The sequence below is a fragment of the Occallatibacter gabretensis genome, assembly GCF_001449115.1.
GTDB lineage: Bacteria > Acidobacteriota > Terriglobia > Terriglobales > Acidobacteriaceae > Telmatobacter > Telmatobacter gabretensis.
Genome location: NZ_LAIJ01000006.1, coordinates 25,407 through 38,673 on the forward strand (window position 1 = coordinate 25,407; position 13,267 = coordinate 38,673).

A 13,267-nucleotide genomic window follows, 5' to 3' on the forward strand; every position below is an offset into this window, starting at 1 on the left:
GGGCACCCATTCTTTGTGGTGGGACTGGCGAAAGGCAGAAGCGGGGACTAGTCGGTGTCGGGGGGGATCTGGTCGAGGAGGCGCTTCCAGGTTTTCTGGTTGCGGCGGAAGGCTTTCTTCAGGTCGTCGAGGATGCGGTCGAAGTCGGAGTTGGTGCGGAGGTTGTTCCAGGCGGGGTTTTTCTGGAACCACGGGTAGTTTTCATTGCCGAGATAGATGGCGCGGCGCAGCCAGTGAAGGGCTTCGGTGGAGTCGCCTTCTACTGCGAAGTAGCTGGCGAGGCGATAGGCCATCTCGCTGTCGGCTTCGGCGGCGGCGAGGGTGTCGTCTTTAAGGAGAGCGGCGGCGTGGGTGCGTTCGCCGGCCATGACGTAACACATGGCGAGCGTGGGCACGGCGATGCGGAGAAGGCCGTCATCCCGGACGACGCTTTCGAGGATTTCGATGGCTGAGTCGACGTTGCCGAGGCGCATCTGCTGATAGCCGGCGGAGGTGCGGAGCAGCGGATGGCGCGGCTCAAGGGCGAGACCCTTTTCGAGCTCGTCGCCGGCCAGCTCAAGCTGGTTCTGATAGTGATAGACGCGGGCGCGATGGTTATAGAGGATGGCGGCGTTGGCCGGGTTGAGCTTGAGGGCGCGGTTGAACTCGGCGAGGGCTTCGTCATACATGCCGTCGCCGCGCAGGGCGAGGCCCGCGACCATGTGGACGTTCCAGTCATTGCGTGCGGTGGTGAGCAGGTTGGCGGTTCCGTGGCGGGCGGATTCTTTTTCACCGCGCGAGAGCAGCATGTAGATGCGATAGAGATTCGGTTCGACGGCGGAGGGATCGAGGCGGAGCGCTTCATCGAAGGCGCGTCGGGAGTGCATGACGTGAATCTGGCCGCCGAAGCCGTGACGAACGTACTGCAGCTCCGCGATGCCGAGACCGCTCCAGCCTTGAGCGAATTCGGGATCGCGAGATGTGACGGAGGTGAAGAGTGCGTGGGCACGATCGAGATCGGCGCGCGCGCCGGTACGCACCATGAAGGAGCTTAGCACGGCGCGGGCTTGCAGGTACTCTTCACTGACCGCACCGGGTAGCGAGGCTTCACTGGATGCGAGAGCGGGAGCGGATTCCATATCGGCGGAGCCGACGCCATGCAGCGAGGCGAAGACTTCATTGGAGATTTCGGTCTGCACGGCAATGAGATCGAGAGAGGCGACGCGAATGGCTCCGCCGGAGCGCACAGATTGCGAGGCGATATCGAGGAGCTGCCAGTTGAGATCGAAACCGTGCTCGGGGCCCTGCTCAGAGCGGAGGAAGCTGCCGGCGAGGACGAAGGAGACGAGCAGGCGCTGGCCTACTTGAAGTGGGTCCATCTGGGAGATGGGCAGCGTCATGAGCGTGCTGGAGGGACGCACGATGAGAGCCGGAATGCGCGCGAGACGGGCTGCGATGGCGTCCGCAAGGGCATAGCCGTAGAGCGGAGCGACCTCTGTGGCGCCGAGATTGGTGAACGGCAGAACGACGAGAGAGTTTTGCTGCGGGCCGTCGTTTGAGGACTCGCGGAAACGCTCGGCGAGCATGGAGAGGAAGCCGGTGGCGCGCTTTTCTGCTTCAATGCCGGTGGTGGGGAGATTGGCTGCGGCTTCTCCGGGGATGCTGCCGGTTTCAATCTGCGCGGCCTTCATGATGGTCTTGAGGGCTTCACGGACCTCCGCGGCGGAGGCGTAGCGCGAGGCGGGATTCTTCTCAAGGCAGCAGGTGATGACGGACTTGAGCTCAGGCAAGATGCCGGGGGCGATTTCGCTGAGGTCCGGCGGATTGGAGAATTGAATGGCGCGGATGGCGTGGAAGTCTTCGGCGTCTGGACGCGAAAAGGGATGGCGGCCTGAGGCTAGCTCATAGAGGATGACGCCGAGGGCCCATACATCGGACTGCACGCTGGACTGGCCGGTGACGAACTGCTCCGGGGCCATGTAACGGATGGTGCCGCCGCGCGCGGTGTAGGTGGCGGCGAGCGATGCATCCCTGGCGAGGGCGGGTTTGCCGGGGTCGAATGCGGTGTCTTCCGGGCGCAGGCGGCGGGCGAGGCCGAAGTCGAGGATTTTGGCGAGGCCGCCGTCGGTGAGCATGACGTTCTGCGGCTTGAGATCGCGATGGAAGATGCCAATGGAGTGCGCGGCCTGGAGGCCGTCTGCGACCTGGATGCCGACGGAGAGGATGAGCTGGAGGCTGGCGGGGCCGCGGGCGATGAGGTGATCGAGCGACTGGCCGGGCACGTACTGCATGACGATGTAGGCTTCATCGCCGCTTTCGCCGACTTCATAGATGGCGCAGACATTGGGATGTTCGATGGCGGAGGCCATGCGGGCTTCGCGGAGGACGGTGCTGCGCATCTGCTCGGCGGTGAGCAGGCCGGTGCGGAGAATTTTGAGGACGACGGGGCGCTGCAGTAACGAGTCGTTGGCCAGATAGACGACGCCACTGCCGCCTGCGCCGAGGCGACGGACGATCTCGTACTGTTCTATGGTCCGTTTCTTCATGGTGTCCGTTTTTTCCTTGTGGGCCTGCTTCAAGTGTAAGGTCTGCAATCGCATGGATGCGGTGGTGACGCAGAGTGCGGGATGCGCGGTGGAAATCTGGTAACGTGAAAACTGAAAATGATAGCTGTTTCAAATTGGGCAAATGATTTGCGCTGTTTTTGGCGAATGACGTTGAGTGCTACTGGGCTTGCGATTGCGGTTTGCTTGCAGGCGCAGCAGACGGTGCCTGTTCCGCAGACAGATCCGAATGCGCTGCCCGGGCAGGGTGCGCAGGTGCATACGGGGCATGCTAGTGGCATCGATGTGAGTACGCGGATGCGGAGTTTGCTGGCGGATCATGAGTATTTCAAGATTGCAGACGAGCTGGATCAACTTCCGCCGGAGCAGGCACGGCTTTACCGCGGGATACTGGCCAATCGCGACAACGATCCGAAGACGTCGATTGAGTTGCTGGAGCCGCTGATCGAGAAGGTTTCTGCGAGTGGCGATAGAGAGCAGGAAAAGCTGCTGCGCAAGACGCTGGCTGAGGATTATGCGCGTGAGGGCGATCTGCTGAAGGCGGCGAAGGCGTATGAGGTTTTCAGTGGTCGGTTCTGGGGCAAGCTGACGGAGTCTGAACAGGATGAGATGGAGCTGCCGCTGAGGCTGCTGCCGCTGGCGGTTGACAATCCCGTGATGACTGTGGAGCCTTGCGAGCCGTTCTCGATGCAGGTGAGCAAGAATGCGCTGGGGCTGACGGACGTGCCGGTATTTGTGGACGCGCATCCGCACCGGTGGATGCTGGACCCGACAGCGCCGTTCAATCTGATTTCGCGCTCGGTGGCGCGCGAGGTGGGGCTGAAGATCAGCGACGCGAGTGCGACGGTTCATACGCTGACGGGGAAACCGATGACGGTTCATGCGACGCTGATTCCGCGGATCACGATTGGCGGCAGGCTGACGCTGAGGAATCTGACGGCTTTTGTCTTTGAGGACAAGGACTACTTTGATGCGCAGGGCGTGCTGGGCTTTCCTGCGGTTTCGGCGCTGGGGAGTTTGACGATTACGGGTAACGCGACCATTGAAGTGCATCCGGGGAAGGACCTTGATGCTGAGGCTAAGAATGCGGGTGGGGCGCGATTCTTTCTGGATGGCGACCGGGTGATTGTGGCGGTGGGACCAACGGGCGGAGAGCGTATGTTTGCCGTGGATGCGGGCGGACAGCAGAGCTATCTGACTTCGCGGTATTACAGCGAACACGCGAAGAGCTTTGGCGGCAAACCGGAGCTGTTTACGGTGCCGGGGGCTGAGAAGCTGCCTCCGCAGCCGGCGTATACGGCGGAGACGCTTCCGCTGGCCGTGGGCGGAACGCGGGTGGATGCGCATTTTCTGCAGGTGCTCACCGTGCCGCTGGGGCAGTCGGCGATTGACGATGTGTATGGCGTGCTGGGTGTGGACTGGCTGGACCAGCTTGGGAGCTATACCTTCGATTACCGGACGATGCGGTTTCGGGTGAAAAACAGGGAGTAAGGATGAATGACGAAGGACGGGGGACGAAAACATCCTCTTCCCAGTTCCTGCTCCCTGCTTTATCCCCTTCCCTTTTGTCTTTCGTTTGCGCTATAGTCGCTGACCATCGAAGTACAGATGGGAGAAAGCGATGAAGATACACGATACGATTGCGCAGGTTTTGAAGAATAAGAACATAGATACAGTCCTTTCGATTGGGCCGGATGACACGGTCTACGATGCGCTGAAGCTGATGGCTGAGCACGATGTGGGAGCGCTGCTGGTGCTGTCCGATGGCGAGCTTTCCGGCATTCTTTCCGAGCGGGATTATGCGCGCAAGGGCGTGCTGCTGGGGCATCCTTCGCGGGAGACACGGGTGAGCCAGATGATGTCCAGCCCGGTGATGTTTGTAAGTCCGGAGCACACGGTGGATGAGTGCCTGGAGATGATGACGCGGCACCGGTTCCGGCATTTGCCGGTGGTGGGCCGTGGCGGTGTCATGGGCGTGGTGTCGATTGGCGACCTGGTGAAATGGGTGATCTCGCAGCAGGACCGCGCTATTCAGGAGCTGGAAGGCTATGTGACGGGCGGGTATCCGGCGTGAAATGCAGGGAATAGGGATTAGGGATTAGGGACAAGGGTTATAGATAAAAGACAAAGGCTGTAAATATCCCACCCTAGCGGCAAGAACAAAGACGCCGCGAGAGTGGGGCACCCAGTTTCTGCTTACTTTTTTAGAAGATTCAGTTCGATCAGGCTCAAGGCTGTTGTGACTACTGCTTCTTCGCGGGAGCGGGGTTTCCAACCGAGCATTCCCTGCGCCTTGGCGCTGGTGGCGTTCTTGTGCTTGCCGAGCTCGGGCAGGACGCCTTTGACGCGGGGATCCATAAGGGATGAGACGCGCAGGAGCCAATCAGGAAGCTGCATGGTGGGCACCTTTGCTGCGCGCTCGCCGAGGCCCTGCTTGAGCATGAGCGCGATCTGCTGCATGGAGGCAAAGTTGCCGGAGACAGCGAGGAAGCGCTGGCCCGCTGCTGCCGGGTGAGTCATGGCGCGGAGATGCATGTCGGCTACGTCACGGACATCGACGACGCCGAAGTGAATGCGCGGCAGGCCGGGAAGTGCGCGCTCCATGAGCATCTTGACGATGAGGATGGAGGTTGAATAATCCGGCCCTAGGGCGGGACCGAAGACGCCTACGGGGTTGACTACGGCGAGCTCGAGACCATTTCCTTCTTTGGCGATGAAGTCCCAGGCGGCGCGTTCGGCGAGGGTCTTCGATTTCGGATATGCCTGGATGCCGGGGCCGTTGGGGTCTGACCAGTCTTCCTCCGTGTAGGTTGCCTTGGCCTCGGTGTGGCCGTAGCCAATGGCGGCGAAGGACGAGGTGAGGACGACGCGTTTCACTCCTGCGTTGCGGGCGGCGCGGAGGACGCGGACTGCGCCTTCACGCGCGGGCTTGATGAGCTCGTTTTCGTCCGTGGGCACGGTGGATGGGAAGGGCGAGGCGATGTGGTGGACGAACTCGCAGCCGGCTACGGCTTCCGGCCAGCCGATGTCGTCGAGCAGATCGGCGGCGGCGAACGTGAGGCGCTTGCTGTCGGCTACATTGACGTCGAGGCCGCCCTGCTTGAGCATGGCGCGGACGTCCGGCTCGCGCTTGAGGTTGCGGACTGTGGTGCGGACCTCGTGGCCAGCTTCAAGAAGCTGGAGGATGGTGTGGGCCGCGATGAAGCCGGAGCCGCCGGTGACGAGAACTTTGCTCATGGTGGGTTTTGGATGAGGGAGAAGCGATGGACGACGCGCAAAAGTTGCGCCGGGGAAATGACGGCGGTGGAAATGGTAGTGACGTAAGTGATGGAAATGAGCGGAGGCAGCAAGTTAGCGCTACGCGTAGCAAGTTAGCGGAAAAACAAAAGCAGGTCCTTCACTCTGTCTGAAAAACGACTACGTTCAGGATGACGGTCGTTGGGGGGAGACCGAGCTTCAGTGGTTGCGCCGGGGATTAGAGTCCAAAGATGTTGGTGGGAGCTTTTGGAGCTGCTTGCTGGTGCGGCGGCCCATGTGGAACATGATCTGGCCGAAGATGAGCAGGACGATTCCCCACCAGAGGTTGACGTTGATGCCCAGGCTTTTTTCGTAGAGTGCGGGCGTGGAGCGGGTGGCCAGGCCGAAGGCGGCGAGGATGATGCCGACGAAAGAGAACATGAGGCCCATGGGGATGCGGAGGTCGAGATTCATAGTTACCTCAGAGATCAGTGGTCAGAGATTAGAGATCAGAAAAAAGTCTCAGGCGAAGAAGATGCTTAAAGCTACGAAGACTACGAGAATGGCTACGGCCAGGGCTTCGGGGCGCTTCCACCAGGTTAGATGGCCGGTTTCGGGTTTGGGGGTTAGGGAGTGGACGAGGCCTACGAGTTCTGAGTCTGGTTTGGGTTTGGTGATGAGGCTGACGATGACTGTGACGATGAAGTTGGCGGAGAAGGCGAAGATAGCTCCCCAGAAGTTTTGCGCCATGTCACTGGGGTAGTGATGGACAACCGTAAGCCAGCCGCCGTGGATGCCGGGAGTGGCCTCAATGGGTAGCGTTAGGCCGTGGTGGAGCATGGCTGCGCTGGTGCCGGCGATGAGGCCGGCGAAGGCTCCGTGGCCGGTGGTGCGCTTCCAGAACATTCCGAGGAGGAAGGTGGCGAAGAGCGGGGCGTTGACGAAGCTGAAGACGAGCTGCAGCGTGTCCATGATGTTGTTGAAGGCGATGGCGGCGTAGGCGGTTCCGATGGAGAGCAGGATGCCGACGACGGTGGCCCAACGGCCGATGACGAGGTAGTGATGATCCGAGGCGCGCTTGTTGAGGTAGGACTGGTAGATGTCGTAGGTGAAGACGGTGTTGAAGGCGGTGACGTTGCCGGCCATGCCGGACATGAAGCTGGCCAGAAGCGCGGTGAGGCCGAGGCCGAGCAGGCCGGTGGGGAAATAGTGCAGGAGCATGTTGGGCGTGGCCATGTCGTAATCGAGGAGCGGCTGGCCTGAGGCGGTGAGCATAGGCTTGCCGGTGACGGGATTCATTTTAGCGGGGACGATTCCCTTCCCCTGCTCGATCTGCTGCGGGACGACCTGGATGTTGTGGATGATGGCTCCGTCAGCACCGTGGATGACGGTCTCCGTGGTGTGCGGGGTGGGCAGCGCGATGGCGATGAGGCCGGGGATAATCACCAAAAATGGGAAGAACATTTTGGGGATGGCTGCGATGAGTGGGACGCGGCGGGCGGAATCCATGTCTGGCGTGGCCATGGCGCGCTGGATGACGAGGAAGTCAGTACACCAGTAGCCCGCGCCGAGGACGAAGCCGAGGCCCACGCCCATGCCGATGGCGTCGACGCCCATGGGATTGGTGGAGGCGTGGCCGAGGCCGTGCCAGGCGTGCATGTAGGCGTCAGGCAGGCTGGCTTTGAGGCCCTGCCAGCCGCCGATGTTTTTGAGTCCGAGGAAGACGAGCGGGAAGAAACCGGCGACGATGATGGCGAATTGCAAGACTTCGTTGTAGATGGCGCTGGTGAGGCCGCCGAGGAAGATATAGACGAGAACGATGATGGCTGAGAGGACGATGGAGAAGGTGAAGATGCCTGACTGCGGCCAGTTGAGGGAGCGGAACATGCTGTCAAAGACGTGCAGCAACTGGATGAGCCGGGCCATGGCGTACATGGAGATTCCGGAGGAGAAGACCGTCATGACGGCGAAGGTGCAGGCGTTGAAGGCGCGGGTCTTTTCGTCGAATCTCAGGCGGAGAAATTCGGGGACTGAGCGGGCTTTGGAGCCATAGTAAAACGGCATCATGAAGATGCCGACGAAGATCATGGCGGGGATGGCGCCGATGCCGTAGAAGTGCGCGGTTTCAAGGCCATACTTGGCTCCGGAGGCTCCCATGCCGAGGACTTCCTGCGCGCCGAGGTTGGCGGAGATGAAGGCGAGGCCGCAGATCCATGCGGGCAGGGCGCGGCCTGCCTGGAAGAAATCCTTGCTGGTCTTCATGTATCGCTTGAGGGCAAAACCAATGCCTATCACGAAGGCGAAGTACAACAGCATGATGAGCCAGTCGACTGATTTGAGTTCCAAGTGCGGTTGCTCCTTTGGTGCGGCGGCTTAAAAACCTCAGGGGCTAGAGCCCGGATGTCTTTATGCCATCTTTCGGCACGGCTGAAGCCGTGCCCTGTTACGAAACCACATCGAAATAAAGCGCGACGCGGCGGGAATTTCTGACCTGTATCGGAGATTACTGTACGCAGGGCGGGGTGGGGCGGGCAAGGGGAAAATGCAAACGTTTACAAAAATGGATGCGTCGATTTCTGATCGTCGATCATATATCTCTGTTGCAGCGATGCGGCTTTTTTTCTATTCTGCACGCATGCGCCACAAGGTACGTTGGATAGTTGGAACTTTCGCAGCTATTCTCATAATTCTTACAGTTGTTCCACTCTTCAGCATCCTTGTGACTAGCTGGTATAGCCGCTGGGAAGCTTCCCGGCTTCTGACTTCCGCGAGATTTCTTCGCCCCGGCGCAACAGAAGCTGAGACCCGTAAGGCCTTGTCTCAGTTTGACAGGTATCTTTCCCATGGGCAGCAGTGGATGTCAGGCCATACGCGTATTATGCGGGATAGCTATGAGATTTCCAGCTATCCACATTGGACGGGCTGGGCTGCGTCCCATCTTCCTTTCTGGGTAAACGAACACATTTGGTTTCTTCCGTACACAAATTTTTCTGTATCTCCTCGATTTGAGAATAGTGAACTTGTTCTGCTTGAGTTTCGTGAGTGGCAAGACCACAAGGGGGATCCTCACCCTTACGCTGCGATTGTGAGGGTGTTTTCCACGAATACGGAGAAAGGCGCACCAGAACTGCCTGACGACTTCACGGGCTTCCATGTCTCTCCCTACGAAGAAGCCATGATTGATGCGAACGGAAAGCAGATTGGCTCATCCTGGATCAGCCGTACGTATGTGACTCTTGACGAGCGGGCGTCGCCTGCACAATTTGCGGAATCATTCAACTTTCGCCTGGACTGCTTCACCTCTTTGCGCGGGTGCCATGACGCGAAGAAGATCCTTGAAATCAGCGAACAGAACAGCGAGACACGATTCCCACGAGAGTAGCGGGTAAACTAGAAGGGTATGATTCCTACGCTTGCTTGGACCCCTGAGGGTGTTCGATTTATTGATCAGACGAAGTTGCCGCTGGATGAGAGCTACGTGATTGCGGCCACGTATGAAGATGTGGCCGTGGTGATTGAGACCATGGTGGTGCGCGGGGCGCCGGCGATTGGTGTTTCTGCTGCTTATGGCGTGGCGTTGGGGGCGATTCGCTCGACCGCTGAGAGCTCTGAGAGCTTTGCGCCGGAGTTTGAGCGGATTTGTGCGCGGCTGGCGGGGACTCGGCCTACGGCGGTGAATCTTTTCTGGGCGATTGACCGGATGAAGGTTCTGTTTGCTTCGCTTCGGGCGGGTGGTGCTTCGATGGACGAAGTACGAGAGAGATTTCTGGCTGAGGCTCATGCAATGTACGACGAAGACATTGCTTCGTGCAAGGCAATGGGCGCGCTGGGCGGCGAGTTGCTGCCGGATGAGGGTGGCGTGTTGACGCATTGCAATGCGGGCGCGCTGGCGACGGCGGGGTATGGGACGGCGCTGGGTGTGATTCGCTCGGCGGTGGAGATGGGCAAGAAGATTCATGTGTATGCGGATGAGACGCGGCCGTTTTTGCAGGGCGCGCGGCTGACGGCGTGGGAGCTGATGGAAGATGGGATTCCGACGACGGTGATCTGCGACAACATGGCGGCGAGCCTGATGAAGGCGGGCAGGATCCAGGCCGTGGTGGTGGGCGCGGACCGCATTGCGGCGAATGGCGATTTTGCGAACAAGATCGGCACGTATAACGTGGCGATCCTGGCGAAGGAGCACGGGATTCCGTTTTACTGCGCCGCGCCGTGGAGCACGATTGATACGGCGACGCCGGATGGGGATGCGATTCCGATTGAGGAGCGCAGCGCGAAGGAAGTGACGCACCATGGGGGCAAGCAGCTTACGCCGCATGGAGTGGGGATCTGCAATCCGGCGTTTGATGTGACTCCGGCGAAGTATGTGACGGCGATTATTACGGAGAAGGGCGTGTTGAGGGCGCCTTATGCGGAGTCGTTGAGGGAGATGGAGCTGGTGGGTTAGTTCTCTTCGGCCTCTTCAAAAAAATGTGGCTCCGGCAGCATTGACTGATGCAAGATACGGACAACGAGAATGCCGCTTGGATTGCGCCGGTAAAAGATTACGTGGCGGCCTTTTTCAAAACGGCGAAGCCCCGTGCGTATGTCTTCGCACGAGCGGCCAAGCCTGGGATTGCCGGCGAGCATCCGTACGCACTCGTGTATATCGCTTAGATATTTTTCTGCCTGATTCTCACTCCAGGTAAACAAGGTATAGAGCGAGATTTCGAGTAGATCATTTTCCGCCTGAGGGGAGTAGCGCAATACACTCACGATCAGCTTGCCCTCTCACGCTCTCTTGCTGCTTTGCGCACCTTGGTCAGAACTCTCCCGAATACGTCGCCTTCCGCAATACCACTGGCATCGCCTTCGTCGATGGCGGCGCGGAGGGCAGCTAACTTTTGCTCGTAGATTTGCTCTTCGCGTTCCATGGAACGGAGAGCGGCACGAACTACTTCGCTGGCGTTCTCGTAGCGGCCGGATTCGACGCGGGAGAGAACGAAGCGGTCTAGCTCCGGCGTGAGGTTGACGTTGCGTGTGGGCATGAATGCCTCCCTGCTGAATGCAAGTTTATTCCGATTAGCAATGTTTGCCAATCTTTGCTAATAAATCATCCGTTATGGGTGCGGTGCTGCTTAGGGGTCAGCGGGAGCGGGGGAGCGATTCGCGTGGAATTGTGGCGTTGGGCTGGGGCTGGCCGTTGGTGATTTCGACTGGCGCGAGATGACGGAAGGGTTCCCAGGGGAGATTGCGGGCGACGGTGAAGAGCACCAGAACGGCTGCGAAGGTTGTGATCCAACGGGCTGGGATGCGGGTGAAGACGGCTGCGCCGGAAGGGGTCCACTGGCGAGCCAGTCCATAAATGATGATGGGCAGGATGAGCATGGAGAGCGCGTTTTCTCGCCAGGCGGCTGCGAACTGGCCGTGTACGAGGAAATACAGCATGCGCGTGCTGCCGCAGCCGGGACAGTAAAGGCCGGTGAGTGCGTGGAAGGGACAGGGCGGCAACAAGGCCGTGGAGCCGGGCTCAAAGAAGCACACTCCGATGATGAGAAAGAGGAGCGCGGCGGTGGAAGCCGCGATCAACACTCTGTCTGAAGGGAGCTTTATCAACGGAATCCGCCGCTGTTGGCGACTGCGCCGATGGCAATGAGAATGACATAGATGATGGAGCCGCCGAGGGTGAGCGCGACGCCGATCCAGAGGCAGGTTTTGACGGTGCGAGATGCCCTCAGAGCGCCTTCAAGGTCTCCCACTGCCAGGCGGTTATTGACCTCACCTGCTTTGACGATGCCGACGATGCCGAGGGGCAGGCAGCAGCAGAGCGTGACGAGGATGGACTGCACCATGTAGTTGGGAACAGTGCCGGCGGGCAGCGGCACGCCTGGAGCTATGACTGGAACGCCATAGGCCGGAGGCGGCGGTGGAAGCGGAACAAAGGGCTGCTGTACCGGCGACGAAACAGGTTGTGCCGGCCCGACGAGACCTGCGCCGCACTGGTTGCAATGGCGCGCTGCGTTGTCATTATTGGCGCCGCAATGTGGACAAAACATGAGCGATTCAGCCTCCGTGGATGGAGATGCATGAGTTCATTCGCGATTCAAAAGCCGGGCCATGTTGGAACAGCGATCAAGCTTTGCCTTTCGCGCGGGATGCGGCGATATGACCGTGGCTGGAATGCAAAGCGAGTTTTCTAAGTATGTATCACGGCGGATCGGAATCGCTACCAACAGGGAGAAAAAATCCTGCCGGGCGCTGCATGTCGCACCGTTCAAAACGTTGTTTCTCCGGGCCTGAAGGCCCTATGTATCCGGCTGTGCTGTTCCGGAGCCTGAAGGCCTCGGCTCCCTCCGTTTCGGATGATAGGCATGGCATGGGTGGCGTGTTGTGTTATTCCAGGTCTGAACAGATGGTTTGGAAACAGCTTGCGATAATCGTGGGATGGCAGGTTGGGTGGTATCGGTCCTGCGGTTTCGGCGGCCTTCTCTGGTGCGGGGAGTCGTGCTGTCATTGGGGGCCTTTGCCGTAAGCCTGCGGCTGGCGGGCTTTCCGCATATTGAGCTTCTGCATCGATCCAATTGGCAGATTGCGGTGCTGGCCGCGGCACTGTTGGGGCTGGCGGAGACGGCGCGATGCCTGAAGCGAAAGTGGAGCCTTTACCATGCCGGTGTGCTGATTCTGCTCTATGCAGAACTGCTGATTCTGACGATGATTATTTTCCTGGCGATTTATCCGTAGTTTCCTCTGGCTTCCTATCCGTGTGTTTCCTTTAAATTTTTATCCGGCGGCGGTTGACCACTCGAAGACCATTTTTCGCATCTTACCTCAAGCAATTCATCGCAAGTTTCGAGGTCTGATCTTTGCCGGCTGCTTTTTCCCCGATCTGCGCCCGGCCAAAAGCGTATCCCAAAAACAGTTTCATTTGTATGGAGGCAGGATGCTTAAGGGTTTCCGGGATTTTATTCTTCGCGGTAATGTAGTCGATCTGGCTGTTGCGGTCATTATCGGGGCAGCGTTCAGCAAGATTGTTTCGTCCCTGGTGGGCGATGTATTGAACCCGCTGATTGCGGCAGTGATTGGCAAGCCGGACTTCAGCTATGTAGTGATCCATGCCGGTTCCGGCGTGGTCAAGGTTGGAAACTTCCTGAATGAGGTCATCTCGTTCCTCATTGTTGCAACGGTGGTGTATTTCTTCATCGTTCTTCCGCTGAACACGCTGCTGGCCAGGATCAAGAAGCCGGAGCTGGTTGAGGCTCCCACCACGAAGCCCTGCCCGGAATGCCTGAGCGATATTCCGCTGGCTGCCAAGCGTTGCGCGCATTGTGCGCAGCCGGTGGTGTAGGTTTTCTGGCACAATTTTTCTGGAATGAGGCCGGCGCGGAGTGCGGCGGCCTTTTTGTTGCGTTCAACGTGAAATTCCCACGGAGGCTAAAGCCCAGAGGTATTTGTGCTCTTTTTCGGCATGACTGAAGCCGGTTCCCCAAACACTGCCTGAAGACCCCTGT

General features: G+C 59.2%; 14 protein-coding genes. 6 read left to right on the top strand and 8 right to left on the bottom strand.

The window, feature by feature from the left end; translation table 11 throughout:
• Window positions 1-47: 47 nt before the first annotated feature.
• On the bottom strand, window positions 48-2,525 hold the full coding sequence (locus tag VO84_RS04760; protein WP_058186182.1) for a serine/threonine-protein kinase: 2,478 nt from the start codon (window positions 2,523-2,525) through the stop codon (window positions 48-50).
• A 165-nt stretch (window positions 2,526-2,690) separates the two neighbouring features.
• Between VO84_RS04760 and VO84_RS04765 the strand changes: the two genes are divergently transcribed.
• Both VO84_RS04765 and VO84_RS04770 read left to right on the top strand, forming a co-directional pair.
• Entirely contained in the window at window positions 2,691-4,034 is a 1,344-nt protein-coding gene (locus VO84_RS04765; protein ID WP_058186151.1) for a retropepsin-like aspartic protease, read from the top strand.
• 130 nt (window positions 4,035-4,164) lie between these two features.
• Entirely contained in the window at window positions 4,165-4,617 is a 453-nt protein-coding gene (locus VO84_RS04770) for a CBS domain-containing protein (RefSeq protein ID WP_058186152.1), read from the top strand.
• Between the two features lie 122 nt (window positions 4,618-4,739).
• Here the strand turns inward: VO84_RS04770 and VO84_RS04775 are convergent, their stop codons facing one another.
• From VO84_RS04775 to VO84_RS04785, 3 genes are all read right to left on the bottom strand, one after another.
• A complete protein-coding gene (locus tag VO84_RS04775) occupies window positions 4,740-5,780 on the bottom strand; it encodes an SDR family oxidoreductase (protein WP_058186153.1) in 1,041 nt (346 codons plus the stop codon).
• Window positions 5,781-5,999: 219 nt separating this feature from the next.
• Complete coding sequence (locus VO84_RS04780; protein WP_058186154.1) at window positions 6,000-6,254, bottom strand: hypothetical protein; 255 nt, start codon at window positions 6,252-6,254, stop codon at window positions 6,000-6,002.
• A 48-nt stretch (window positions 6,255-6,302) separates the two neighbouring features.
• Window positions 6,303-8,126: a sodium:solute symporter family protein gene (locus tag VO84_RS04785; protein ID WP_058186155.1), complete on the bottom strand. Its 1,824-nt coding sequence runs from the start codon at window positions 8,124-8,126 to the stop codon at window positions 6,303-6,305.
• A 196-nt stretch (window positions 8,127-8,322) separates the two neighbouring features.
• Here VO84_RS04785 and VO84_RS04790 point away from each other — a divergent pair, with 196 nt between their 5' ends.
• Entirely contained in the window at window positions 8,323-9,162 is an 840-nt protein-coding gene (locus VO84_RS04790; protein WP_157439724.1) for a hypothetical protein, read from the top strand.
• A gap of 18 nt (window positions 9,163-9,180) precedes the next feature.
• A complete protein-coding gene (mtnA, locus tag VO84_RS04795; RefSeq protein WP_058186157.1) occupies window positions 9,181-10,227 on the top strand; it encodes an S-methyl-5-thioribose-1-phosphate isomerase in 1,047 nt (348 codons plus the stop codon).
• On the opposite strand, the gene VO84_RS04800 is transcribed toward mtnA, so the two are convergent.
• The 4 genes from VO84_RS04800 to VO84_RS22745 all read right to left on the bottom strand — a co-directional run bounded on the left by VO84_RS04800 (window position 10,224) and on the right by VO84_RS22745 (window position 11,815).
• Complete coding sequence (locus VO84_RS04800; protein WP_058186158.1) at window positions 10,224-10,535, bottom strand: type II toxin-antitoxin system RelE/ParE family toxin; 312 nt, start codon at window positions 10,533-10,535, stop codon at window positions 10,224-10,226. The two genes, mtnA and VO84_RS04800, sit on opposite strands and share 4 nt — an antisense overlap.
• A gap of 2 nt (window positions 10,536-10,537) precedes the next feature.
• Window positions 10,538-10,807: a type II toxin-antitoxin system ParD family antitoxin gene (locus VO84_RS04805; protein ID WP_058186159.1), complete on the bottom strand. Its 270-nt coding sequence runs from the start codon at window positions 10,805-10,807 to the stop codon at window positions 10,538-10,540.
• 97 nt (window positions 10,808-10,904) lie between these two features.
• Window positions 10,905-11,351, bottom strand: coding sequence for a DUF2752 domain-containing protein (locus VO84_RS04810; protein ID WP_197413895.1), 447 nt, complete (start codon window positions 11,349-11,351; stop codon window positions 10,905-10,907).
• Window positions 11,352-11,371: 20 nt separating this feature from the next.
• Complete coding sequence (locus tag VO84_RS22745; RefSeq protein ID WP_197413896.1) at window positions 11,372-11,815, bottom strand: CD225/dispanin family protein; 444 nt, start codon at window positions 11,813-11,815, stop codon at window positions 11,372-11,374.
• Between the two features lie 388 nt (window positions 11,816-12,203).
• Here VO84_RS22745 and VO84_RS04825 point away from each other — a divergent pair, with 388 nt between their 5' ends.
• Both VO84_RS04825 and mscL read left to right on the top strand, forming a co-directional pair.
• On the top strand, window positions 12,204-12,500 hold the full coding sequence (locus VO84_RS04825) for a hypothetical protein (protein ID WP_082661718.1): 297 nt from the start codon (window positions 12,204-12,206) through the stop codon (window positions 12,498-12,500).
• 199 nt (window positions 12,501-12,699) lie between these two features.
• Window positions 12,700-13,104 carry a large conductance mechanosensitive channel protein MscL gene (gene mscL / locus VO84_RS04830; RefSeq protein WP_058186185.1) on the top strand — a complete coding sequence of 135 codons (405 nt, stop codon included), beginning with the start codon at window positions 12,700-12,702 and terminating at the stop codon, window positions 13,102-13,104.
• The last annotated feature ends 163 nt before the right edge of the window (window positions 13,105-13,267 follow it).

Excerpts from the sequence above, each read along its gene's own strand:
- VO84_RS04760 (WP_058186182.1), bottom strand. The coding sequence starts at position 2,525 with ATGAAGAAACGGACCATAGAACAGTACGAGATCGTCCGTCGCCTCGGC.
- VO84_RS04790 (WP_157439724.1), top strand. The coding sequence starts at position 8,323 with ATGCAAACGTTTACAAAAATGGATGCGTCGATTTCTGATCGTCGATCA.
- VO84_RS04825 (WP_082661718.1), top strand. The coding sequence starts at position 12,204 with ATGGCAGGTTGGGTGGTATCGGTCCTGCGGTTTCGGCGGCCTTCTCTG.
- VO84_RS04775 (WP_058186153.1), bottom strand. The coding sequence starts at position 5,780 with ATGAGCAAAGTTCTCGTCACCGGCGGCTCCGGCTTCATCGCGGCCCAC.
- mscL (WP_058186185.1), top strand. The coding sequence starts at position 12,700 with ATGCTTAAGGGTTTCCGGGATTTTATTCTTCGCGGTAATGTAGTCGAT.
- VO84_RS04770 (WP_058186152.1), top strand. The coding sequence starts at position 4,165 with ATGAAGATACACGATACGATTGCGCAGGTTTTGAAGAATAAGAACATA.
- VO84_RS04765 (WP_058186151.1), top strand. The coding sequence starts at position 2,691 with ATGACGTTGAGTGCTACTGGGCTTGCGATTGCGGTTTGCTTGCAGGCG.
- VO84_RS04780 (WP_058186154.1), bottom strand. The coding sequence starts at position 6,254 with ATGAATCTCGACCTCCGCATCCCCATGGGCCTCATGTTCTCTTTCGTC.
- VO84_RS22745 (WP_197413896.1), bottom strand. The coding sequence starts at position 11,815 with ATGTTTTGTCCACATTGCGGCGCCAATAATGACAACGCAGCGCGCCAT.
- mtnA (WP_058186157.1), top strand. The coding sequence starts at position 9,181 with ATGATTCCTACGCTTGCTTGGACCCCTGAGGGTGTTCGATTTATTGAT.
- VO84_RS04805 (WP_058186159.1), bottom strand. The coding sequence starts at position 10,807 with ATGCCCACACGCAACGTCAACCTCACGCCGGAGCTAGACCGCTTCGTT.